At 53.1% G+C, this 24,919-nt stretch carries 19 protein-coding genes; 15 read left to right on the top strand and 4 right to left on the bottom strand.

What is annotated here, in order from left to right; all coding sequences use genetic code 11:
* Positions 1–93: 93 nt before the first annotated feature.
* The 5 genes from MES37_RS15985 to MES37_RS15965 all read left to right on the top strand — a co-directional run bounded on the left by MES37_RS15985 (position 94) and on the right by MES37_RS15965 (position 5,404).
* Complete coding sequence (locus MES37_RS15985; protein ID WP_064540591.1) at positions 94–984, top strand: carbohydrate ABC transporter permease; 891 nt, start codon at positions 94–96, stop codon at positions 982–984.
* Positions 977–1,804, top strand: a complete 828-nt coding sequence (locus tag MES37_RS15980; RefSeq protein WP_232887230.1) for a carbohydrate ABC transporter permease — start codon at positions 977–979, stop codon at positions 1,802–1,804. The genes MES37_RS15985 and MES37_RS15980 overlap by 8 nt, the downstream gene beginning before the upstream one ends.
* 12 nt (positions 1,805–1,816) lie before the next feature.
* Positions 1,817–2,944, top strand: a complete 1,128-nt coding sequence (locus tag MES37_RS15975; protein WP_064540593.1) for an ABC transporter ATP-binding protein — start codon at positions 1,817–1,819, stop codon at positions 2,942–2,944.
* A gap of 68 nt (positions 2,945–3,012) precedes the next feature.
* Positions 3,013–4,098 carry a cellulase family glycosylhydrolase gene (locus MES37_RS15970; protein ID WP_237931990.1) on the top strand — a complete coding sequence of 362 codons (1,086 nt, stop codon included), beginning with the start codon at positions 3,013–3,015 and terminating at the stop codon, positions 4,096–4,098.
* Between the two features lie 19 nt (positions 4,099–4,117).
* A complete protein-coding gene (locus tag MES37_RS15965) occupies positions 4,118–5,404 on the top strand; it encodes an ABC transporter substrate-binding protein (RefSeq protein ID WP_064540599.1) in 1,287 nt (428 codons plus the stop codon).
* A gap of 70 nt (positions 5,405–5,474) precedes the next feature.
* On the opposite strand, the gene MES37_RS15960 is transcribed toward MES37_RS15965, so the two are convergent.
* The 3 genes from MES37_RS15960 to tamA are packed head-to-tail and all read right to left on the bottom strand — an operon-like array spanning position 5,475 to position 11,319.
* Positions 5,475–5,810, bottom strand: a complete 336-nt coding sequence (locus tag MES37_RS15960; protein WP_064540601.1) for a gamma-glutamylcyclotransferase family protein — start codon at positions 5,808–5,810, stop codon at positions 5,475–5,477.
* A 2-nt stretch (positions 5,811–5,812) separates the two neighbouring features.
* On the bottom strand, positions 5,813–9,589 hold the full coding sequence (gene tamB / locus MES37_RS15955; RefSeq protein WP_237931989.1) for an autotransporter assembly complex protein TamB: 3,777 nt from the start codon (positions 9,587–9,589) through the stop codon (positions 5,813–5,815).
* Positions 9,586–11,319, bottom strand: coding sequence for an autotransporter assembly complex protein TamA (gene tamA, locus MES37_RS15950; RefSeq protein ID WP_064540607.1), 1,734 nt, complete (start codon positions 11,317–11,319; stop codon positions 9,586–9,588). The genes tamB and tamA overlap by 4 nt, the downstream gene beginning before the upstream one ends.
* A gap of 225 nt (positions 11,320–11,544) precedes the next feature.
* Between tamA and msrA the strand changes: the two genes are divergently transcribed.
* Positions 11,545–12,183: a peptide-methionine (S)-S-oxide reductase MsrA gene (gene msrA / locus MES37_RS15945; protein ID WP_064540610.1), complete on the top strand. Its 639-nt coding sequence runs from the start codon at positions 11,545–11,547 to the stop codon at positions 12,181–12,183.
* Here msrA and MES37_RS15940 read toward each other — a convergent pair.
* A complete protein-coding gene (locus tag MES37_RS15940) occupies positions 12,180–13,232 on the bottom strand; it encodes a LacI family DNA-binding transcriptional regulator (protein ID WP_064540613.1) in 1,053 nt (350 codons plus the stop codon). The genes msrA and MES37_RS15940 overlap by 4 nt on opposite strands.
* A 187-nt stretch (positions 13,233–13,419) precedes the next feature.
* Between MES37_RS15940 and MES37_RS15935 the strand changes: the two genes are divergently transcribed.
* The 9 genes from MES37_RS15935 (at position 13,420) to MES37_RS15895 (ending at position 24,275) form a co-directional block, all read left to right on the top strand.
* The gene (locus tag MES37_RS15935) at positions 13,420–14,394 is read left to right on the top strand and encodes a TRAP transporter substrate-binding protein (protein WP_064540616.1); all 975 of its coding nucleotides are present in this window, start codon (positions 13,420–13,422) and stop codon (positions 14,392–14,394) included.
* A 62-nt stretch (positions 14,395–14,456) separates the two neighbouring features.
* On the top strand, positions 14,457–14,942 hold the full coding sequence (locus MES37_RS15930) for a TRAP transporter small permease (protein WP_064540619.1): 486 nt from the start codon (positions 14,457–14,459) through the stop codon (positions 14,940–14,942).
* A complete protein-coding gene (locus tag MES37_RS15925) occupies positions 14,938–16,242 on the top strand; it encodes a TRAP transporter large permease (protein ID WP_370090873.1) in 1,305 nt (434 codons plus the stop codon). Before MES37_RS15930 ends, MES37_RS15925 begins: the two co-directional genes overlap by 5 nt.
* A 12-nt stretch (positions 16,243–16,254) precedes the next feature.
* Positions 16,255–17,112: a sugar phosphate isomerase/epimerase family protein gene (locus MES37_RS15920; RefSeq protein ID WP_237931987.1), complete on the top strand. Its 858-nt coding sequence runs from the start codon at positions 16,255–16,257 to the stop codon at positions 17,110–17,112.
* A gap of 1 nt (position 17,113) precedes the next feature.
* Entirely contained in the window at positions 17,114–18,268 is a 1,155-nt protein-coding gene (locus MES37_RS15915) for a Gfo/Idh/MocA family protein (RefSeq protein WP_121814450.1), read from the top strand.
* A gap of 155 nt (positions 18,269–18,423) precedes the next feature.
* Positions 18,424–20,373, top strand: a complete 1,950-nt coding sequence (gene hflK, locus MES37_RS15910) for a protease modulator HflK (RefSeq protein ID WP_237931986.1) — start codon at positions 18,424–18,426, stop codon at positions 20,371–20,373.
* Positions 20,370–21,347 (top strand): protease modulator HflC, encoded by a 978-nt coding sequence (hflC, locus tag MES37_RS15905; protein WP_208111334.1) that lies wholly within the window; start codon positions 20,370–20,372, stop codon positions 21,345–21,347. The genes hflK and hflC overlap by 4 nt, the downstream gene beginning before the upstream one ends.
* Positions 21,340–22,380: an SPFH domain-containing protein gene (locus tag MES37_RS15900; RefSeq protein WP_133522973.1), complete on the top strand. Its 1,041-nt coding sequence runs from the start codon at positions 21,340–21,342 to the stop codon at positions 22,378–22,380. Before hflC ends, MES37_RS15900 begins: the two co-directional genes overlap by 8 nt.
* Positions 22,377–24,275 (top strand): heavy metal translocating P-type ATPase, encoded by a 1,899-nt coding sequence (locus MES37_RS15895; protein ID WP_237931984.1) that lies wholly within the window; start codon positions 22,377–22,379, stop codon positions 24,273–24,275. Before MES37_RS15900 ends, MES37_RS15895 begins: the two co-directional genes overlap by 4 nt.
* The last annotated feature ends 644 nt before the right edge of the window (positions 24,276–24,919 follow it).

Below are 24,919 nucleotides of genomic sequence, written 5' to 3'. Positions count from 1 at the left end.
TATCTATGCCTACCACCCTGTCATTTGATGACGCATTCATCACAGCGACCCGGAAAATGAACCATATAAAATAATTATTAATTTGAGATTCTTATGAATGAAAATAAATTATTAGGTCTTGCCTGGATATCACCTTATATAATCGGATTGTTTGTCTTTACCCTTTTCCCGTTTGTCTCTTCATTCCTGCTTAGCTTCACCGAATATGACTTAATGACCCCCCCCACATTTAACGGGATAGAAAATTACCGTTATATGCTGACCGACGATACGCTGTTCTGGAAATCTGTCGCGGTCACCATCACCTATGTATTTTTAACCGTTCCCTTAAAGCTGGCATTTGCACTAGGCGTCGCGTTTGTCCTGAATTTTAAACTTCGCGGTATTGGCTTTTTCCGCACGGCTTTTTACATCCCTTCGATTCTCGGCAGCTCCATTGCCATCGCGGTGCTGTGGCGGGCGCTTTTTTCCATCGATGGCCTGTTGAACAGTTTTCTCAGCCTGTTTGGCACAACACCGATCAACTGGTTTGGCGAGCCGCCGCTAGCCTTACTCTCTGTGACACTATTACAGGTGTGGCAGTTCGGCTCTTCAATGGTTATCTTCCTCGCAGCGCTGCAGAACGTTCCACAATCGCAATATGAAGCGGCCATGATTGACGGCGCAACCCGCTGGCAGATGTTCACCAAAGTAACGATCCCTCTAATTACCCCGGTGATTTTCTTTAACTTTATTATGCAGACCACTAATACCTTCCAGGAGTTTACCGCGCCATACGTCATTACAGACGGCGGGCCAACGTATTACACCTATCTGTTCTCGCTCTATATCTACGACACCGCATTTAAATACTTTGATATTGGTTACGCTGCGGCGCTGGCCTGGGCGCTGTTTATATTGGTCGCGCTCTTTGCCTGCTGTTTATTCAAGTCGTCGAAATACTGGGTGTTTTATTCCGCCGATAAGGGAGGCAAAAATGGTTAACCGTAGCGTTCGCTATTTTATCTTGCTGTTTATCGGGCTGCTGATGCTCTACCCGCTGGCGTGGATGTTTTCTGCCTCGCTCAAACCCAACAATGAAATATTCACCAACCTGAGCCTGTGGCCCTCAAACCTGACCTGGGACGGCTTTATCAACGGCTGGAAAACCGGCACCGAATATAACTTTGGTCATTACATGCTTAACACCTTTAAGTTCGTGATCCCAAAAGTGATCCTCACCATTATCTCTTCCACGGTGGTGGCCTACGGCTTCGCCCGATTCGAGATCCCGTGGAAGACATTCTGGTTCTCTGCCCTTATCGCCACCATGTTACTGCCAGGCACGGTGCTGCTCATCCCGCAGTACCTGATGTTTCGTGAAATGGGGATGCTTAACAGCTATTTGCCGCTGTATCTGCCTACCGCCTTCGCCACACAAGGCTTTTTTGTGTTCCTGCTCATCCAGTTTTTGCGCGGCGTGCCGCGTGATATGGAAGAGGCGGCGCAAATCGATGGCTGCAACTCAGCACAGGTGCTGTGGTATGTGGTCGTTCCCATTCTTAAACCCGCCATTATCTCCGTCGCACTATTTCAGTTTATGTGGTCGATGAACGACTTCCTGGGGCCATTGATCTACGTCTATAGCGTTGACAAATACCCCATCTCCCTGGCGCTGAAAATGTCGATAGACGTCAGCGAAGGGGCTCCGTGGAACGAAATACTCGCGATGTCGTGTATCGCGCTTATGCCCTCCATCATCGTCTTCTTCCTGGCACAGCGTTACTTCATCCAGGGCGTGACCAGTAGCGGTATTAAAGGTTAAGGGGAAAATATTGTGGCTGCAGTCACTTTCAAGAACGTGGAAAAAATCTATTCCAACGGGTTCAGAGCCGTCAACGGCATCGACCTGCATATCGCCGACGGCGAATTTATGGTGATTGTCGGGCCGTCCGGCTGCGCTAAATCCACGACTCTGCGAATGCTGGCCGGGTTAGAAACCGTCAGCGGAGGTGAAATTTATATTGGTGAAAAAATCGTCAATAACCTTGCACCTAAAGCGCGGGGTATCGCGATGGTATTCCAGAACTATGCGCTCTACCCGCATATGACGGTGCGCGAGAATCTGGCCTTCGGCCTGAAGCTCGCAAAGCTACCCAAAGAAAGAATCGCTCAGCAGGTGAATGAAGCGGCGAAAATACTCGAACTGGAAGAGCTGCTCGATAGCCTGCCGCGCCAGCTCTCCGGTGGTCAGGCCCAGCGTGTCGCCGTAGGGCGCGCCATCGTCAAAAAGCCGGATGTGTTTCTGTTCGATGAACCGCTTTCCAATCTTGATGCGAAGTTGCGCGCCTCCATGCGCATCCGAATTTCCGATCTCCACAAGCAACTGAAGCTGTCTGGCAGCCCGGCCACCACCGTTTATGTGACTCACGATCAGACGGAAGCGATGACCATGGGCGACAGGATCTGCGTGATGAAACAGGGCCATATCATGCAGGTTGATACCCCGGATAACCTCTATCACGCCCCGCTGAATATCTTTGTGGCGGGCTTTATCGGCGCGCCGGAAATGAACATCAAACCCACCAAAATCATTCGTAAAGAGGGTTTGCTTCACATCACGGTTGGCCAAAACACACTGGCGCTGAATGCCAGCCAACAGGAGAAAGTCGCCCCCTTTGTCGATAAAAACGTCTTTTTCGGTATTCGCCCTGAAGCGGTGATGGTGTCAGCGCAGCCGTTTGCCAGCGAAGGCGCGGAGGGAACGCTTATCCGTACTGAAAATATGGGGCACGAATTCTTTCTCTACCTCGCCGTCGCAGACGTCGAACTCACCGCCCGCGTCACCGCCGAAGAGGCAAAGACGATCATCGAGGGCGGGTTAAACTGTCCGGTTTGGTTCCGCTTCAACATGGAAGAATGCCATCTCTTTGACGCCGAAAGTGAAAAGAATATCTCTTTGTAATACAGGGCAATATCGCATTTTTTCGGGGATAGAGCCGTACGCAGTATTCTGACTAACAGGAGCATCGTATGCATTTTCAATGGACACCATCACAGGCGCAGGCCTGGCAGGAGCAGCACGGCTGGACGTGTGGATTCAACTATCTGCCGCGAACCAGCGTGAACTGGACGGAAATGTGGCAAGCCGACACCTTCGATCCACAAACCATCGATCAGGAACTGGGCTGGGCGCGGCGTCATGGCTATAACGCCCTGCGCACCAACCTGCCGTTTATCGTCTGGGAACACGATCGAGACGGGCTACTAAATCGCATCGACACTTTCCTCGAACTGGCGGCGAAACACCAGATTCAGGTGATGCTGACGCTGATGGACGATTGCGCCTTTTCCGGCGATGAGCCGTTCCTCGGCCCGCAAAAACCCCCTCGCCCAGGCGTGCATAACAGTCAGGCTGCGGCAAGCCCTGGGCGTGGAATTGTGATGGATCCCAGTCGCTGGCCAGCGGTGGAAGCCTATATCCGTGACGTCATTGAACGCTTTAAACACGATGAACGGGTCGCCATCTGGGATCTGTACAACGAACCGGGCAATCGTGGCATCAACGTGAGCGCCACCGAATCCGGGGAGGCCGACATCAGGATTGAGGAGTTCGCGCTGCAACGGATGATTAACGCCTTTCGCTGGGCCCGTGAGGTCGGCCCTTCTCAGCCGCTGACGGTTGCCGCATGGCATCTCGACATTGAAAGCAACACGTTGTTCGGGCATCCGATCGATAGCGCAGCGCTTCAGCTTTCAGACATCATCAGCTATCACGCCTATGTTCCCGCAAACTATCAGCTCACGGCATTGCACCACCTGTCACAACTCAATCGTCCTGTGCTTTGTACCGAGTGGCTGGCGCGGCATATGGACTGCACCTTCAGCGAGCAACTGCCGTTGTTCGCCGCTTATGACGCGGGTTGCTACCAGTGGGGATTGGTACAGGGTAAAACCCAAACCTGGATCCCCTGGACCGGCGTCAACAAAACACATCCCGATCCGCAATCGTTATGGTTTCACGATGTTCTAAACGATCGGGGAAATCCGTGGAACGAAGAAGAAATGCGCCTGGTTAGCCACTTAACGGCTTGCCAACATAAGAGAGCTCGCGGTTAATCACATTGAGGATGGAACCATGAAGACAGCACTTCTTTTTTTACTGGTCTGTTGCACGCTCGGCAATGCATCGCTGGCTTTCAGCAGCGAGCAAGTGGAACTGCGCTTCTCCTGGTGGGGCGGAAAATCCCGTAACGTCGCCACCCTGGAAGCCCTGAAGGCATTCGAAGTACGCTACCCCAGCATCAAAGTTAAAGCAGAATATACCGGTTGGGACGGCTATTCCTCTCGTGTCACCACGCAGCTCAACAGCGGCACGGAAGCAGATGTTATCCAGACTAACTGGAACTGGCTGACGCTGCTTTCCCGCACCGGAGATGGTTTCTACGATCTCAACAAAGTCAGTAAAGAGATCGGGCTAGAGCACTATTCCCCTGAGTCACTCGCCACCACCACGGTTAACGGCAAAGTGAATGCGATGCCCATTTCCAGCAATGTCATGTTGTTCTATTACAACGCACATACCTGGGAAAAAGCAGGCGTTCCATTCCCTACTACCTGGGATGAATTACGTGCTGCGGGTCAACAGTTTAAAGAGAAACTCGGCGATAACTATTTCCCTCTCGTTTTATCAGAACAAGATGCGCTGATGCTTGTGCGTTCTTACATGTACCAGAAGTACCAGAAAGAGATGATAGACGTTGAGAGTAAAACATTTGCCTGGAGTCATGAGGAGCTGGTTGAAGGGTTAACCTTTTACAAAAGCCTGATGGACGCGCATGTCGCCCCGAACATGAAGCAAATTGCTTCTTTCGGCAAAGGTATCAACTATGAAATGAAGCCCTGGATCAATGGCGAATGGGGTGGTGTTTATAACTGGAATGCGTTATATACCGCTGAAGCCGGGAACCTGATTCTTCCTGACAAATTGGTCATGGGCCCCTACCCGATGCTCCCTGGCGCGAAAGATGCCGGACAGTTTCGTAAAACCGCGCTGATGTATTCGATAAGTCGTCACACAAAGCATCCAAAAGAAGCCGCGTTGCTGCTCAATTTCCTGCTCAATGAAAAGGAAGGCGTGGTGCCTGTTGGCCTTGAACGTGGGGCACCATTGAGTCAAACCGGGGAAAAAGCACTGCGTGACGCCGGGATCTGGCAGGATAACGATCCTGTTATTCAGGGGCTCGCACAATCGGCAAAACTCCCTAATGCTTCGGCTACATTGCCACAACTGGAAGATGGGCAGTTTGTCACCCTGTTCGATAACGCCAGAGAAGCGATTGATTACGGTAAGAAAACCGTCGATCAAGCCGCGACAGAATTTGAACAGCAGGTGAACAGAATATTAAAACGCATCATGCGCTAAGGTGAAAGTTCACCCTCTTGTCAGCAGAAATCATGCCCGCTGACAGAGGGTGAGAGCGATCGCAGGACGGTTACCGGTCTACCCAGTCTCCGCTTTCAATGCGGGTTAATCCATCCACCTGCCGTTGGTAAACATACATCCATGCACTCCCGTAAGGTGTCTGAATTAGCTGACGTTTATACTCACCACCCTTGGTGCGCAAGGCATCGAGCTCGGAAAGTGTTGAAGCATCTATGCGATACACTTCGCCCACAACTGAACCTTCACCCGGCACAACTCCCGGATAATGGCCAAGATTGTATAAGGCGTAATTTTCGACATGATGATCCCCAAGCCACTGGGCGTTGGTCATCCAGTGGCTGTTACCTTGCTTGCGTCGTAAACTGCCGTAAACAAATATTCGCATTGCTAAAACTCAAACTGATAAAGCAGATCAAGTGCCTGATCGATACCAGACACAGCTTCCAGATACAACTTAGGCATCAGGCGATAGCGCAGTGTTAGTGTCGCCAACGAGTCAAAAATACCCACGCCATATTTTACCTGGAGACCTGGCAGTACGTAGCCACTGACCACCACTTGTGAGGAATCCCCCACCCCTGCGGTGTCCAGCGCCAGATTGCTTACGCCAAACGTCTCGCCGATTTTACCCACAACCTGACCACTTTGTGCAACCCCCAAACCGACAAGCATGGATGTCATCGCGTTGCCATCGTCACCAGAATTGTCTAAACCCTGGCCGCGAAGCAGGTAGGACAAGGCTTCTTGCTGTGACATGGCTGGGTCCGAAAATATTTCAGCTTTCGGTTCATCAGCCGTTCCTGTGACACGAACACCGGCAATAACGTCGTTTTCGGTAGATTCAGGGTTACGAATCGCCTCGATATTCAGCAATGGTTGATCCGGTGGCCCCGAGAACAGCAGGATGCCTTTGCGCACGATCAGATCCTGTCCGTAAGCGTGGAAGCGCCCTTCGGGAATGTTGATCTGCCCGTTAAGACCGAGCCCTTGCTTATCCTGAACCATTTTCAAATCGCCGTTCAAACGCGCTTTCAAACCAAACGCATCCAGGCGCACGTTATCACCAACGTGGATAACCAGATTACTGTTGATCGGAATACCCGCGGTTTGCGGTTTAATTGGCTTGAGGTTTTGATCCAGCATCACTTCGTCGCTGGAAACGCCGACCGAGCTTTCAGGCACGTCATGCACCACGATACGCGCCCAGGGAATATCGACGCGACCATCGAGTGTGAACAGGCTTGGCGTTGCCACAAACTCAACATCAGGCGAGACATCGAGGCGCACCATCGGTGGCACCGTAATGCGCACCTTATTGCCTTTCGCCGCCACACGCGCCCGCCAGTTGTCGATTTGCGTCCAGTCCGCGTCACCATTAAGCGCGATATCACCCTTTTTGGTGCGCACCGTCCCCACCAGCGTGGAATTGGTGCCGTTAAAGTTCATCGCCACCTGGCTTGGCTGCATATCAAACGGCATAAAGTTACCGTCGACATCGATGCCGTTCAGCTGCAATTGCCCGAACAGTTGCGGACGCTCGGCGTTACCCGCCAGGCGTAAATTCGCATTCAGCTTCCCGGCAGCTTTTTCCCCGCGTGAGAAAATCGAGTTGGCGATCGCCAAATCAAAGTTACGCATATTCACGTTACCGCCCAGATTACGGCGGCCTTGTGGATCGGTAATTTGCACCTGGCCATCAAACTGGCCGTTTTGCGCGACGCGGATCATCCAGCCAAGCTGCGCCTGGTTATTTTTCAGTTCCGCATTCAGATTCAGCGTATCAAACGCCACCAGCAGTGGGCTGTCGTTGACCACTTGTGTGACTTTCACGCCGTTGCCTTGCAGCGTGACGTTGCCTTGCGGCAACCCCTTAGATTCACTGTCCCAGCTCACATCCGCGCGGCCACTAAAGGTGCCCACGGCCTGGGTATCTTCCGGCATAAACGGTTTGAGCATCGCCAGATCAAAGCGATTCAGGTTGACGACAGCTCGCCCTTTCGCGCCCGCATCAATCGGTTGCGGCACGCAAAGCTCGGCATTCGGGTTAGTCCAGCAATGCGCACCAATATTGATCTTCTGTTCTTTATTGCGGTAATCGAGTGCCAGAGCGCGGTTAAGCGACCACGGGCCAACCGGCGTTTCAAAGCGCGTGTTGGTCAGGTTGCCGCGCCAGCGTTCTTCAGCACGAGAGAAACTGCCGCTTAAGTCGAGTTGTCCGGAAACCGGCTCGCCCTGAATCCGCAATTGCAACTGATGCTGTTTTTCAGAACCTTTTGCTACCAGCGTGGCGAGGTTGATGTCGACGCCTGGCTGGGAAACACGCTCGACACGCAGATCCAGGTTACCGGCGATTTGATCGGTGGATTTGACGTCACCTTTCAATAGAACCCGCGCAATGGACAGCTCCTGCCAGCGCAGATTATTCGCCGTGACATCCGCCAGCAATTGCGGGGCTTTGACATCACCACGGACTTTAATCGTCCCTTTCGCGGTGCCGCCCAGGCCTGGCAAAGCATTGTCGAGATTCGGCGCATCAATATTGGCATCCAGCGCCAGCTCTTTCGGCCCTAATTCCCCTTTAACATCAGCACTGTTTCGCCCAAGCTCAACTTGCAAGCCAGGGATTTTCCACTGCATGTAGCTGTTGCCTTTAAGCTTCCCGGCCACATTCACTTTGTTATTTTTGACGTTACCTGCGAGCTTCAGTTCTGACACATCCACCTGCCAGCTGCCGCCATACAAACTGCCGCTGGTTTTCACCAGGCCGTCAAGCTTTGCAGGCCAGTCAGGGAATTGCTTCGCGGTATTGATGCCATCGAGTTTTAGCTCGCCACGCCAGCTAATCGCTTTGCTCCAGTCAAGCACCGCTTTCAGATCGGTATTGCCTTGCAGCGCCGCGATGCGCAATTTGTCGAGCTTAAGCTGTTGTTCGTTGCCTTTGCTGTCGAGCGTGATAGTGGCAGGCGGGATTTGTTCGCCTTTCACATCGCTACGGAATGACAGCGCGTAATCGGTCATTTTGCCGCTGAATTTCAGTTTGAGATTGTCTGCCTGGTACTCTTTTTTACCGGTAAACGGCCAGTAAAGCTGCTTGCTGACCACTTCCAGATTGAGTGGCAAACCGGCCTCGGCAAGCTGGGTATGCGCGGTAAGTTCCATATCGACCGGTCCTGAAAGATTGACGCCAACTTTCAGCACATCCCGCAGCTCGCCGCCGATCTTCATTTTCACCTTTTCGCCTTTTATCGGATCGATGTTCAGCGTGGTGTTCAGGGTTAAATCTACCGGCCATTTATCGCGCAATTCCGCGCTACCGGTGGCGTTGACCTGGCCTTGCGAAGAGTCGACATCCAGCGCATCGAGCTTCAAAGAACCGTCGATACTGCTGACTTTCAACAACAGTCTGCTGACCAACAAATCGGTGTCGCCAGTCAGGCGCATTTGCGAGCCACGAAACTCCTGAATATTCAGATTCAGCGGCAAATGCACATCGGTCATTTCAGGTAAAACAGGCTTTTCAAACAGCTGCCTGAGCGTTTCACCCAGCGGTAATTCTTCCGGCTGCGGGTTCTGGATCTTCGGCTCAACTACCTCTTCTTGCGCCACTTTGGCGACTTTCGGCAGCGCAATCAGCAAGCCTTCAAGGTTGGTCGGCGTCAGCGTGACATTACGTTCCTGCCAGTTCAGGCCGGAGGTAAACTCCATCACCGAAACGGTGGTGTTATCAATTTTGAGATTGACGTTATTAAGCGCAAAACGACTCAGGGTGATGGGATACGGCGTGGTGAGATTGAGTGGGCCAGTGTCCTCTTCCTGAACAGGTGCTGACGGCGGCATTTTTTTGCTATCGACCACCACGTCGATATCTTTGAGTGAGAGATTATTCACGCACAAACTGCTGTCGCGCAGGCAGCCAAGTTTAACCGCCAGGTTAATTTCACCCGCCGTGACGTTGACGCCCGGCTGTTGGTAGCGCAGGCCTTTGATAGTCAGATTGCGCCAGCCGCCTGTGACGCTGGCAATATCCAGCCCAGGTACCCAACGGTTGGCGGCGTTAAATAAGACGTGTAGCCCAGTGGTAGTGCCCACCAGGAAGCCCACCGCCCCAATCAGCAGCACCACAAAAAATAACACCGCGAGGCTTATCTTCTTCCAACGACTCATAGTTCAGGCCCCAAACCGATGTAAAACTGTAAACCGTGTTCATCTTTATCGCCCACCGGAACGGCTAAATCGAGCTTGATTGGCCCAACCGGTGACTGCCAGCGCACACCGAACCCTGCGCCAGTTTTAAAGTTGCTCTTTTTAATGTCATCGACCGCTTCGCCGGAGTCGACAAACACCGCACCCCACCATTTCCCGGTCACGTTGTATTGATATTCCAGTGAACCGGTGACTAATTTTGAGGCACCCGTCAGTTCACCTTTGTCGTTCTCAGGGGAGATGGATTTGTAGGAATAACCGCGAATACTGCGGTCACCACCGGCAAAGAAGCGCAAGTCAGGTGGGACTTTGTCGAAGTCATTGGTTTCAATCCAACCGACGTTGCCACGCACCACAAAGCGGTGTTTTTCCTGCAAGGTTCGAATCCAGACTTGTTGTGCCTGAATCACCGCGAAGTCGACATCAGAACCCCACATGGTGTCGGAAACGTCTAGCGAATAACGCTGTGAATCACCCCAGGTGGGCATCAGGCCACCACGCGAGCGAGTACGGCTGAGGCTTAAACCCGGATAAAGCAGCATCGTGGTGTTGGTCACGTCTGCCTGAGTAAAGTGGTCGAGGCTCCAGCGCAGGTTGATGGCGTGCTGCCACCCGCTGGATAAATCCCAGAATCGTGAAACCGCAAGGGTGCTGGAATCGGACTTGGTATCGTTTAAATCCGTCGCTTTAAAGCCACCCTGCACCAGATAATATTGTTCCAGCGGGTTTTTGAGCAATGGCATTTTGTAGCTGAAATCAATGATTTGCTCAGGCGCAGAAAGGCTGATGCTGCTGGTCAGGCTGTGGCCGTAAGAGTTCATCCACGGTTTTTTCCACGACGCTTTGACGCGCGGCCCAACGTCGGTGGAATAACCCACACCGGTTTCAATGGTGTTTTCAGTTCTTGGGGAAACGACGCCCTGCAATGGCAATACTTTGGTTTTGCGAGCTTTGTCGAATTCCGGCGCCACCACCACCGAATTAAACCAGCCTGTCGCCGATAAGCGGCGGTTTAGCTCTGCCAAATCACTTGAGGTGTAGTAATCGCCCTCTTTAAAAGGCACCAGATTTTGCAGGTAATCTTCGCGAATTTGTGAGCCCTGGAAAGTCACGTCACCAAAACGGTAGCGCTCACCGCTGTTGTAATCGATGTCCCAGTACGCCCGGCGGCGCTCAAGGGAAACCCCGAGTTGGCTTTTGAGGAATTCACTGTCGAAGTAGCCTTTCCGTACCGCAATATTGGAAAGATCTTTTTTGAAGCTGTCGTAATCGTGGTGATTGAGAACGGTGCCAATTTTCGGGCGGTCGGCCAATAATGCAATGTAATCTTTATCGGTACGCGCACCGCCGCGCAGAATCACGTCAGTGCCGCCAATCAACACTGGCGGGCCGGGATCGACTTTGGCAATCAATACCTGTCGCCCTTTGGCCGGTGGTGGCCGCAGGTCAAATTCAATAGTTGGTTCGTAATATCCGAGCGCTTTCAAACCATTACGGATGGCGTCATCCACACGCGCGCGAAAACGCCGGTCCGGCGTCACTTCATCACTTTGGATGGTAGAAAGTTGCGCACGAACGTTTTTTTGTAGCTCGCCGCTTAACCCATCAACCTGTAAACGCACGTTGGCAGCTCCCGCCCACGTGCTTACCAGGCACAAACAGGCCGAGCAAAATATACGGATTTGTGGCACGTTTTCTCCTGAATATCCTTGTTCCCACCCCTGGAAGGAAACGTTATCGCCGCCTTAGGCTTAACAAAATTACAACAATTAGGGTTGAAAACTGCACAATAACCCAAATAATTCTTATATGTACTGTAGTCTCATAATGCTGGGTTATTGTCTGAAATAACTCGCCGCGTTACAACCGCTTGACGGTTGTTACTAAATTTTACCGATATCGGGAGAGCATGACTGATGAAATTATTTGAGAAAAACCATCCCGTGACCCAGTCTGAAGCGTTGCCAGGCCGCAACACCCCGATGCCGATCGCCGCTTTACATGCAGTTAACGAGCATTCCATGACAAATGTACCAGATGGGATGGAAATCGCTTATTTTGCGATGGGTTGTTTCTGGGGCGTTGAACGTTTGTTCTGGCAACTGCCGGGGGTTTATAGCACCGCCGCAGGTTACGCTGGCGGCTTTACGCCCAATCCAACTTACCGTGAAGTATGTAGCGGGATGACGGGCCACACCGAAGCGGTGCGCGTGGTGTACGACCCACAAGTCATCAGCTATGAGCAATTGCTGCAACTGTTCTGGGAAAATCACGATCCGGCTCAGGGCATGCGCCAGGGCGGTGATGTCGGTACCCAATATCGCTCGGCGATTTACCCCCTCACACCTGAGCAAGATGCTGCCGCCCGCGCCAGTTTTGAGCGTTTCCAGGACGCTATGGCATTGGCTGGTGATGAGCGCCGCGTCACAACTGAAATTGCCAACGCCGGTCCGTTCTACTATGCCGAAGACGACCACCAGCAATATCTGCATAAAAACCCGTATGGCTATTGCGGCATTGGTGGCATTGGTGTCTGTTTACCGCCGCAAGCTTAAGCGTGCTCCCGCGGGATTGAGCGGGTAGTGCGGATCACCGAATCACGCACCAGCAAACGCCCCTGCAGCATCAGGTTGAATACTGGGGTGTGGGGGCGAGTAATGCGGTTTTGTAATAAATGCACCGCTTCAATGCCCAATTCACGACAAGGCACCTGAATTGCCGTTAATGCGGGGCTAAAGGGCTCGGAGAGTGTCCAGCTAAAGTCGGTGACCATCAGCGAAACGTCCTGCGCGACAGTAAGGTTACGGCGCTGCAAGACTTGTTGCGCCCCTTTTGCCATAAATACCCCAGCGCAAAGAATGGCCGTCGGCCATTGTTCCTGGGAATGTTGTGAAAACCAGCGTTCCAGCGCCGCTTCTGATTCCACCGCGCCAAATCCTTCCGTCACCACCAAATTGAGAGCTTCATCGAATGGAGCATGGAAGTAACGCGCCGCTTCTTTGACCCCTTCCAGGCGGCTCACCATAGTGTCGCGCCGCAGGCTGGTCAGACACAGCAGGCGCCGATGCCCCTGTTGATAAAGATGACGAGCGGCACTAAAACCGATGGCCCGATGGTCTGGCGAGACGTTATCCAGAAGCATTTCCCGGTCGGTGGTATTAATAAGAATGCAGGGTTTGTTTAGTGTGGCGGCGAGTTTATGAATGGTTGGGTCGTCCACGCCAATAATGATCATCGCGTTAATATTGCTGTCGCTGGCTTTTTTAAGAAACAACTTCAAATCTGCCTGCTGCTCTTCCAGCCCACAATAACGGATATAAATATCATGCGGAGCAATAGCTTCGACGATGCCTTTGATGACTTCATTATAAAATGTGTCATCACGGCTATTAAAAGCACGGTCCGGGGCAAATATAATCACACCGTTAATTAATAAACGCCCACTGATAAGTTCATCTAATACACCAAACTCCTGAGCACTACGCAGTATAGCGCTACGCGCCTGTGGGCTGGTGTTCGATTTCCCGGCTAAAACTCTTGAAACCGTACTGACAGAATATCCTGTCATTACGGCTATTTGTTGCATCTTTAATTTACCTGCCATTTTGTGATCCCTGACACAATGCATCCATGCAAATATTATCACGGATATTCCTTTGTTTTTAAAAGATAAATATTAAAAACAAGACAGATAATTACTTAAGCTGCGAATATTATCACAAAATCCGTTTGCTGAGATTCGGGCAGTTTCTTACTGTAGCGCCAATTAACATCCAGGTGAGAAATGCACAATGAAAAAGACTCTCTTTAAAGGTTCCGTTATTAGCTGTGCCCTCGCTCTTTTGACGAGTTATTCTGCACACGCTATTACGTTAAAAGTCGCAGATAACCATCTCGCTATCGATTCGACCGTTTTAGCGCTCAAATCTATGAACGACGAATTAAAAAAAACCACTAATGGCGAAGTGAAATTACGTATTTTTGCCAACGGTGCGCTGGGCGATGAAACTCAGGTTTTACAGGATGTGCAGAAAGGGACCGTCGATATGGCGCGTGTTTCTGTTTCTAACCTGCAATCGTTCAATGACAAGTTTTCGATTCTTTCCATGCCGTATCTGTTCCCCAGCAACGAAGCTTATCTGAAGTTCAGCCTCAGCCCGTTGGCTGATACTTTCTACGCCTACCCAGAATCCAGCGGTATTAAAGGGCTGACGTTCTATACCAGCTCGTTCCGTTCGTTCTATACCCGCGATAAAGGCATCGAAAAACCCGCAGATTTAAAAGGCGTCAAAATTCGCGTCATGGCCGACCCAACCGTACTGAATATGATGAAACGCCTGGGCGCAACCGCCACACCGCTGCCGTACAGCGAAGTCTTCGGTGCCATGCAGCAGGGTGTGGTCGATGGCGCAGAAAATGCCGTTTCGACGCTAACGGATGCCCGCCATGGCGAAATGATGAAAGCCTACTCTTTTGATGAACATACGCTGGTGCCTGACATTGTGGTTATCAGCAGCAAAACGTGGGCAAAACTGACGCCAGATCAACAGGTAAAACTGAAACAAGCCGCACTGAACTCCGCCGTAATGCAGACCGAAGAGCAGGCAAAAGTACAGGCGAAAGCGAAGAAAGATGCCGAAGCGATGGGCGTGAAATTCTACTACCCAGAGAAAAAAGCCTTCCAGGATTTAGTGGAACCGATGTACGCCGAGCTTCCCGCCGACAAAATGCAGCAAGTAACCGAAATCCGTAATTCAATGCAATAAAAGCAATTAGCCTGTAAAGCCAGACGGCTGGCTTTACAGGGCGAGCTTTTCCGGAGTACTTCATGAACCTTCAAACCTTTAAGTCATACCTTGATAAAGGTATCGGGCTGCTGGTGGCGTGCCTGCTCACTGCCTTGTGCCTGATTGCGATGTGGCAGGTTTTTACCCGCTATATCCTTAACGACCCCAGCACTTATACCGAAGAATTACTGCGTTACATTATGATTTGGATGGGTTTTTTAGGGGCAGTTTGCTGCTTCTCTTCCCAGCGCCATTTAGCTCTGACGCTGCTGGAATCGAAACTCAATATCCGCCTGCGTGTAAAGCTAAATACTCTGCATCACGTGATTATTATGGTTTCCATTTTCTTCGTCATGATCCTCGGCGGCTGGCAATTTATGCTCGAAGGCATGGGTCAACGCTCCAGTACGCTGGGCATTCCAATGGGTTGGATCCACGCCATTATTCCTTTGAGCGGCGTGCTTATTATTTTGCTGGAAATCATCAATATCATCAGCAATTGCCAGGGAAAGAATGCCCATGATTGATTCCGAAATTCTCATCGCCTGCAGCATGCTACTGGGCAGCTTTATTTTCTTTTTAGTGCTCGGATTACCGGTGGCGATTGCCATTATGGTGTCGTCGATTTTCACGCTGATTTTCAGCATGTCGGTGGGGGATATTCTCTATTCCGGTAGTCAGAAAATGTTTACCGGCATCAACAACTTTGGCCTGTTAGCGGCACCGTTCTTTATTCTTTCCGGTAACTTAATGAATAAAGGTGGGATAGCCCGACGGCTGGTTAACTTAGCGATGCTGCTTGGCGGGCGCATTCCTGGCTCGCTGGCGCATGCCAACGTTATCAGTAATATGCTGTTTGGAAGTGTGTGCGGTTCCTCCGTTGCCGCCGCTTCTGCGGTCGGTGGTTTTATGGGGCCGCTGCAAAAAGAGAAAAACTACGATCCGTACTTCTCCGCCGCCGTTAACATTGCTTCAGCACCTACCGGTTTGCTTATTCCCCCAACCGGTTTGTTTATTGTCTTCTCATTAATGACCGGGACGTCGGTAGCAACGTTGTTTGTTGCCGGTTATGTGCCGGGGATTTTAATGGGCCTCGGTGTGATGTTTTATGCGTGGATCTATGCCAAAAAACATAACTATCCGGTAGAAGATAAAGTGCCGTTAAAACAGGCGCTGCGTATTGTTTTTGATGCCATTCCTAGCCTGTTAATGATTGTGGTGGTGATTGGCGGAATTATTGTTGGCATATTCACCGCGACCGAAGGCGGCGTCATCTCGGTTTTCTACGGGCTTATTCTTTCGCTGTGTTATGGCACCATTAAGCCGAAAGATTTACCGGCAATTATGATCGAGTCGGCGATTATTTCCGGCATGATTTTATTCCTGATTGCCGCTTCGTCGTTTATGTCGTGGGCGATGACCTGGCTGTCTATTCCGGATACCGTCAGCGAACTGCTGCTGTCTGTTTCGGAAAACCCGATTATTATCTTGCTGATCATGAACTTACTATTGGTGATTGTCGGCACCTTTATGGATATCAGCCCGGCATTACTGATTTTCACACCGATCTTTTTCCCGATTACACAAAGCATAGGCATGGACCCGATTCACTTCGGCGTGATGCTGGTCTTTAACTTGTGTATCGGCAATATCACACCGCCGGTGGGCAGCGCCTTATTTGTGGGTTGCAGCATCGCCAATGTGCCGATGGAAAAAGTCATTAAACCGTTATTACCGATCTTCGCCATCGAATTTATTTTATTGCTGGTGGTGACTTATATTCCTGAAATTTCATTATTCCTTCCCCATTTATTTGGCATGAGCTAAGAGGTTTATCTGATGCACCAATTTACTTTATCTGCCTTTGCAGATGAGATTTCGCCGTGGCTGGAAACACAAATGGATGTGCTGGATAAATTCAATATCCGCCATATCGAGATGCGCGGCGTGAATGACCGCCCGCTGGTAGAACACACCTTAGATGAAATGAAATTAATTAAACAACGCCTGGATGAGCGCGGCTTTGCTATTTCCTCTGTCGGTTCGCCCATTGGCAAAATTGGCCTCGATGAAGATTTTGACGCGCATCTTGACCTGTTTCGTCACACCTTAAAAATCGCCAAAATTCTTGAAGCGCCATACATCCGCATGTTCAGCTTCTGGATGCCGAAAGATGAAGATCCGCAGCAATACTGGCCGGAAGTGTTGCACCGCTGGCAGCAACTGGTTGCCGCCGCCGAAGGCTATGACGTCACGCTACTGCACGAAAACGAAAAAGACATTTTCGGTGATACCGCCGAACGTTGCCTGCAACTGCTGGAAGCGCTGAATACGCCGAAAGTCAAAGCGGTTTTCGACCCGGCAAACTTTGTGCAGTGCGGCGTCACTCCATTCCCGGATGCGTTTACGCTGCTGCGCAAACACGTCGTCTATATCCATATTAAAGACGCTCTTTTCGCCACGGGCGATGTCATGCCTGCGGACCTGGGTGACGGGCGCATCGGCGATATGCTGGCAGAACTGGCAGCCTGCGGTTACCAGGGATTCTTGTCCCTTGAGCCCCATCTGGCCGATTTCAGCGGTTTCAAAGCATTAGAAAATAGCGCGATAACCAGTGACAAAATGGACCATGGTGAAGCCGCATTTACCTGCGCGGTGAACGCACTGAATAGCGTCATTAATGAGCGAGGCCTGTAACATGGAAAAAGTACGCTTTGGCATTATTGGAGTTGGCAATATGGGCACCGTTCACGCCCGTTATTTGCTGGCAGGTACGGTGAAAGAAGCGGTTCTTAGCGCCGTTTGCGATAACAATCCGCAAAAGCATGAGGCGATTCGTCAGGTGGTTGGGGAAAATATCCCGCTGTTTAGTGACGCAGAAGAAATGCTGCAAAGTGGGCTTATCGACGCGGTATTAATCGTCACGCCCCACTACGACCACCCGGCGCTGGCCATGTTGGCGATGCGCAACGGCATTCATACTTTGTGCGAAAAGCCCGCAGGCGTCTACACCGCGCAAGTGCGTGAAATGAATGAATGCGCGCAGCAGTGCGATGTACTTTTCGGTCTGATGTACAACCAGCGCCCTAACCCGCTGTACCAGAAAGTAAAAGACCTTATCGACAGCGGCGAGCTGGGTGAAATCCGCCGCTCAAACTGGATCATTACTAACTGGTATCGCTCGCAAAGCTATTACGATTCCGGAAGCTGGCGCGCCACCTGGAAAGGCGAAGGCGGCGGTGTGCTGCTAAACCAGGACCCGCATCAACTGGATTTGTGGCAGTGGCTGGTGGGGATGCCGGTTCGCCTGCGCGCTTTTTGCCAGTTTGGTAAACATCGCAAGATTGAAGTGGAAGATGAAGTGACCGCTTACGCGGAATACGCCAACGGCGCGACCGGCGTGTTTATTACCACCGTGGCAGAAACCCCCGGCACCAACCGCCTGGAGATTATCGGTGATAAAGGCAAAGTGGTGGTTGAGGAAGGCAAGCTTCGCTACTGGCGTTTGCGGGAATCCGAAACCGAGTTCAACGCCCGCTGGACCGGCGGATTTGGCGAACCGGAGTGCTGGGAAGTGCTGATCTCTACCGCGTCTGAATGCAGTGAACATCATGTGATTACCCGCAACTTCTGCGCCGCCGTGCTGCGTGGCGAGCCGCTCATCGCACCGGGTGAAGAAGGGATTCGCGGGCTGACGATTTCCAACGCCATGCACCTTTCAAGCTGGACCGACGGTTGGGTAACATTGCCACTCGACGAAGAGCTGTACAAGACACTGCTTGACGAGCGGATTACGCAGTCTGTTGAAAAACAGACCGAAAGCAAAACCCTCGACGCCAGCGGTACCTGGTAACACAGTCACCAAACGCGGGTATCCGTTCTGGTTGCCCGCTCATTCCCCCTTCACATCAGACTGTACAAACCGTTACCCGCGTTCCGTTTACGAATAATTGCTGGCCGTGATATGTTATATGGTAACAATAAACCTCAATGACACAGCCCTCCCAAATGACTGAACCCACCAAACGCTCGCCGTTTAGCTCCCAGGCGCGTGACTCTCTCGCCCCCGCGCAAGCCAGGCTGACCGGCAGATTGGTCGGCGGATTAAGCGCCGCGATCTTCCTGATGATTTTAGTGGCGCTGGTTGTCAGTATGTTCGAGTCATCTTCCCGCTGGCCGGTGCTATTAAGCAGCAATGCCGCAGCCCTGATTTTGCTGGCGATCTCTTTATTTAATGCGCAGCGGATTTGCCAGTGGCGCGCCGGGAAGTTCGCCCCCGTGCCAGAACCTGAAGCACAAACCGAACCCGCTCCCCCGCCGACCATTTACCAGCGGCTTGGGGCGCTGATTCCTGTCAATTTCAGCCGTATCAATGCGTTGCTTAAGAGTGATGGCATTTGGCTCGCTTCGATGGCGCTGTTTGTGTTGTTTGTCGCGCAAGTGGGTTTTGCCACGCAATACCTGGCGCTGGATGAAGGCAACTTGCGCTGGGTGGCGGTTGGGATAATTACCACGGCGATGTTTACCACGCTGGTGGCTGAACGCCATCTGGCGGCCACCGTCGATGAAGCCTGGCCGGAAGCAAAATTTATTGCGCCGCTATTACGCCTGGCTCTGGCGGTGCAATGTCTCACCCTGATCGCGCTAATTTTCCCGGCGGCTAACCTCCCGTTACTGGTCGATCTCCCTGCCATGCTGGTGATTCTGGTCGCGCTTGAGTTCCTGCTGCGCGGCCTGTTTTCCCTGTTTACTCCGCCAAAAGAAGCAGATAGCGAACCGGATTTCCTCGCCAAAAGCCAACTGGCCGCGCAGCTCGTTTGGCCGCCTCGCCCGCTGCTTTTTTTACAGCGCGAGCTGCATCAACACTTTGGGATAGATTTGCGCCAGCTGTGGGCGTTTACCGTGTTGCGGCGGGCTTTTTTACCGGTGCTGACGGTGATGCTGATTTGCGGCTGGTTGCTGACCGGCTTGCAGCAAATTTCTGCCACGCAGCGTGGAATTTACGAACGCTTTGGTAAGCCGGTAAAAGTGTTGTCATCCGGCCTGCATTACGGGCTGCCGTGGCCATTCGGGCAAGTGGTGCTGACGGAAAATGGCCAGGTGCACGAGTTAGCCACAGGTGAAGAACCCGGCACCACCGCGGAACCATTGACCAGCGCCGAAGGTGAAGCACCGCAAAGTGCCGATCGCCTGTGGGACGCGGTGCATAGTTTTGATAAAGCACAGATTATTGCCAGCCAAAGTGGTAGCCAGCAGAGCCTGCAAATCATTAATAGCGATGTGCGTTTTATGTGGCGCATCGGCCTGACCGACAACGCGGCGCTGGCAGCCACTTACAACAGTGCCAATCTGCCAGAACTGATTCGCAGCGCTGCCAACCAGGTGCTGGTGCATCAGTTTTCCTCTCAGACGCTTGAGCAGTTATTGGCTGAGCAACGCATCGCCTTAGCCAGCCAGATTAACCGCGCGGTGCAGCAAAAACTCGATAGCCTGCAGTCCGGCGTCGAACTGTTATCGACCGTGGTCGAAGCCATCCATCCACCCGCTGGTGCAGCGGATGCTTTTCATGGCGTACAGGCGGCACAAATTTCTGCCCAGGCGCTGATTTCCCGTGAACGCGGGCACGCGGCGGAACTGGCGGCCAGCGCACAAACCACCGCGACCACCCGCCAAAATCAGGCACAGATGAATGCCAGCGATGTGACCAGCAAAGCACAAGCCACAGCGGTGCGTTTCGCCGCCCAAAAACAGGCGGTGGCGCAGTCGGGTCAGGTGTTTATTGATGAATTATGGTACAGCCAGCTGCACCAGACGCTCGGCCACAGCCCGCTGTTAATTATCGACCAGCGTATTGGCGCGGGCTCGCCACCGACTATCGACCTGCGCGAGTTTCCTTCATTGAACGATGCAGCACGGCGCGATGCGCCATCCAAACCGACACAGGAGTCTTCCCGTTGAGCCATTCACATCATCATGGTTGCGGTTGCCATCACAGCCATCACCCCGATGCACCCAAAACCAAAGCCTGGAAGCGTATTGCGGGTGCGGGATTGCTGGTTGCTTTGCTGGTCGCGGCGGCAAGCCTGGTGCAGGTGCGCTCTGGCGAATCGCTGATCATTACTCGCTTCGGTAACCCGGTGCGCGTGCTGCTCAACCCTGGGCTGGCGTGGCGCTTACCCGCACCGTTTGAGATGGCGACCGCTGTGGATTTACGGCTGCGTACCACATCGAGCGGGTTACAGGATGTTGGTACGCGTGACGGGTTGCGGATCATCGTGCAGTCTTATGCGGTCTGGCAGGTTGATAACACGCCGCAACATGTGCAGCGCTTTATGCGCGCGGTGCAAAACCAGCCCGATGAAGCGGCACGGCAAATCCGCGCTTATTTAGGTTCAGCGCTGGAAACCACCGCCAGCGGTTTTAGCCTCGCGCAACTGGTCAATACCGATAGCCAGCAAGTGCAACTGAACCAGTTTGAAAGCCATTTGCAGGCGCAAATCAGCCAGCCGCTGCTCGAAAGTTACGGCATCCGTTTAGTGCAAGTTGGCACTGAACGCCTGACATTACCGGCGGTCACGCTTAACGCGACAGTCGACCGGATGCGTGCCGAACGCGAAACCATTGCCACCGAGCGCACCGCCGAAGGCAAACGCGCTGCCGCAGAAATCCGCTCGGCAGCAGAACGGGATGCTCGCATTGTTGAAGCTCAGGCGCAGGTTCAGGCGGCAGATATTGAAGCGCAGTCTCAGGTGCAAGCCGCTGAAATTTATGGCAAGGCGTATGCCAGCTCGCCTCAGCTTTACAGCCTGTTGCGCCAGCTTGATGCGCTCAGTGGCGTGGTGAATTCCAGCACTCGCCTGGTGTTACGCACCGATGCCGCGCCGTTCCACCTGTTAGTTGAAGGGCCGAAACTGGATAAAACCCATGAGTGAGCATCAGGTTAATAAACCCGCTGGCCCGTGGACGCAATCCATACGCCTTGCCTTTTATGCGCTGTATGCGCTGACGTTGCTGGCTGCGGCGTCGTGGTTGTTCTCGAACATCCGCCAAATCCCCGCCGACAGCCGCGCGGTGGTGCTGCACTTTGGCGCACAGCAGCGCGTGGATGAAGCGGGTTTGTTGTTAACCTGGCCGAAGCCGATTGACGATGTGGTGATGGTTCCTGCGCCCGACCGCGTTATCGAACATCACGTGACCGCACTGTTACGCTCAGCCGATGCGCAGCGCGGCGATGACAGCAGCGATGCGCTGGCGGGTTCCGGTTACTTGTTAACCGGCGATGCGGGCGTGGTGCAACTGGATATCAGCGTGTTTTATCGTGTGGTCACACCAATGGCTTATGTCTTGCAGGGCGAGCATGTGATGCCAGCACTCGACCGCCTGGTACAGCGCGCAGCCATTGCCGTTTGTGCCTCGCGGGATTTGGATACAATTCTGGTGGCGCGGCCAGAAATGGTCAGCGGCGATTCGAATGTCGCCCAACAGCGCGAACGCCTGCGTGCCGATGTGCAGCACAATATCGAACAGAATCTGCAACGCCTGGCGCTGGCGGGCAGCCCACTTGGTATTACGCTTGAGCGCGTAACCGTGCAATCAACTTTGCCGGAAACCACCGTCACCGCCTTCAACGCGGTATTAACCGCCAGCCAGCAAGCGTCACAAGCGATTGCCAACGCAAATACCGACGCTTCGTTAATACGCCAGAAATCGACACAGCTTGCCGACCAGCTACGCCAAACCGCACAAGCACAGGCACAAGAAAAAGTGGCGAAAGCGCAGTCTGACACCGCGTTGGTCAACCGCCTGGCCGGTAGCCATAACGATCCGGATTTGTTAGCGCGAGTGTACCGCGAACGCATTGCGGCGATTCTGGCGCAGGCCGAATCGGTGGTCACCGTATCCCCCCAGGATGATGCCAATTTGATCCTGCAAGCGGCCGGGAAAAAGGAACCGTCTAAACCATGACAACTCATTCAGTGAACCCCGGCAGCGCGCTGTCGCATCAAGAACAACGACAAATCACCCGCCAGTTAATCCTCGCGCTGGTCGCCAGCGGCACGCTCATTTTGGGTTTGCTGTGGCGCTGGATGGCACCGGAGCAAATCGCCGTAGCCGACATTTTATTAGGCTGCGCCTCGTTAATGGTCGCCATCCCCGTCTTGCGCCACGCCTTTTACAGCCTGCGTTACCCGAGCTTGCACGGCATCACCGATCAGCTGGTAGCACTCGCGCTGATCGGTTCGTGGGCAACCGGAGATTTACTCACCGCCGCACTGTTACCGCTGATTATGATCGTCGGCCATATTCTTGAGGAGCGCAGCGTAATTGGCTCGCAGGAAGCGATTGAATCACTGAGTAAACTGACGCGCAGCCGGGCGCGACGTTTTGATGCCGAGGGGCATTTGCATGACGTCGATAACCATCAACTGGTGGCGGGCGATATTGTAGAAGTGCGCGCGGGCGACCGCTTGCCTGCCGACGGACGCGTGCTGGAAGGCCAGGCGAGCCTCGATACCGCGCCGATTACCGGTGAATCGGTGCCGCTGGAAGTGACACCGGGCATGGAGGTGTATGGCGGTGCGATAAATCTCGACGGGCGGTTGCGTATCGAAGTCACGCGCACCGGAGAAACCTCAACGCTTGGGCGCGTGATTGCCCTGATGCAAAGTGCCGAGCAAGCCAGCCCGCCAATTACCCGTTTGCTTGAACGCCACGCGGCGCGTTATCTGCTGCTGGTGTTGTTAATCGCTGCCAGCACCTGGTTTTTGACGCAAAACGCTCAGGCGATGTTAGCGGTGTTAGTTGCCGCTTGCCCGTGTGCGCTGGTGCTTTCCGCGCCCGCGACCTCCATTGCTGGGCTTACCGTCGCAGCACGCCACGGTATTTTAATCCGTGGTGCGGCCTTCCTCGAAGAACTCGCCGAACTGAACGCGGTGATCATCGATAAAACCGGCACGCTGACGCACGGCAAACTGCAACTTCATGAGTTACGCCCGCAAGCAGGAGAATCACCGGAAATGATCTCTGCTCTGGCGGCAAGTCTTGGCGCAACCAGCAACCATCCGGTCAGCCGCGCGCTGGTGAATATCGCCCCGCAAAGCGCATGGCCGCAGCTTGAAAATGTTTATGAACATCAAGGATTAGGCGTATCAGCGACGACAAGTTCGGGCAAAGCGTTTCTCGGCAGGCATGAGCTTTTAAAAACGCAGCTGGCTGATTTACCCGAAGAACCACCACACGATGGGCCGATTGTCGGGCTGGTGCTGGCAGGCCGCTTCCGTGGCTGGATTTTACTGGCAGACAGCCTACGTGACGAAGCGGCCAGCGCGATGGCAGAACTGCGTGAACTGGGCTTGAATCAGCAATTATTACTGACCGGCGACCGCCAGGCTGTGGCAGAACGCATCGCCAAAAAGGTCGGCATCAATGACGTGATCGCCGGAGCGCTGCCCGCCGATAAACTGCAACAGGTCAGCACGCAAATCGACAACGGCTTCCGGCCCATGGTGGTCGGTGATGGCATCAACGATTCACTGGCACTCAAAGCGGGCGTAGTCGGCGTGGCGATGGGCGCTGGCGGCTCGGATATCGCTATGGCATCCGCCGATATCGTGTTGATTGGCGGTGACTTACGCCGCCTGAGAACCTGCGTGCGCTTAAGCCGCCTGTGCCGCCGCACGCTGCAAGTGAACGTGCTGATTGGCCTGGGCTGGACAGTGGTGATTGTTGCCGCCGCCGCTTTCGGCTGGCTCGGCGCATCCGGCGCGGTGATTGCCGCCATTCTGCATAATATGAGTACGTTGCTGGTGCTGGGCAATGCCGGGCGGATATTAAGGTTTGAAGAAAAATTAAGCGGGTGATGGAAATTGGCGTTGGCAGTTGTAGGATGGCTAAGCGACTAGCGTCATCCACCATTTACACCGGTTCCGGCGGGGGCGCTACGCTTGCCCGCCCTACGAAAACGGTTTGTAACCTGTATCAGTAGTTGTAGGGTGGATAAGCGACTAGCGTCATCCACCATTTGCACCGGTTCCGGCGGGGGCGCTACGCTTGCCCGCCCTACGAAAACGGTTTGTAACCTGTATCAGTAGTTGTAGGGTGGATAAGCGACTAGCGTCATCCACCATTTGCACAGGTTCCGGCGGGGGCGCTGCGCTTGCCCGCCCTACGAAAGCGGTTTGTAACTTGTATCAGTAGTTGTAGGGTGGATAAGCGACTAGCGTCATCCACCATTTGCACCGGTTCCGGCGGGGGCGCTGCGCTTACCCGCCCTACGAAAGAGGTTATGTGACCTGTATCAATAGTTGTAGGGTGGATAAGCGACTAGCGTCATCCACCATTTGCACCGGTTCCGGCGGGAGCGCTGCACTTACCCGCCCTTGTATCTTGAACCGGTAGCTGGTTAGCTACCGGTTACATGAAACGGAGGAAGCTTGTATCCGACCTGAAGACCTCGATCTTCCGACGTAGCTTAAGCCCTCCGTTTCACCTTTCACGCCACTCA

Source organism: Buttiauxella sp. S19-1 (genome assembly GCF_022134725.1).
GTDB classification, from domain to species: domain Bacteria; phylum Pseudomonadota; class Gammaproteobacteria; order Enterobacterales; family Enterobacteriaceae; genus Buttiauxella; species Buttiauxella ferragutiae.
Note: the sequence above shows the minus strand (reverse complement) of the source record. Positions and strands in the feature narration are given on the sequence as shown.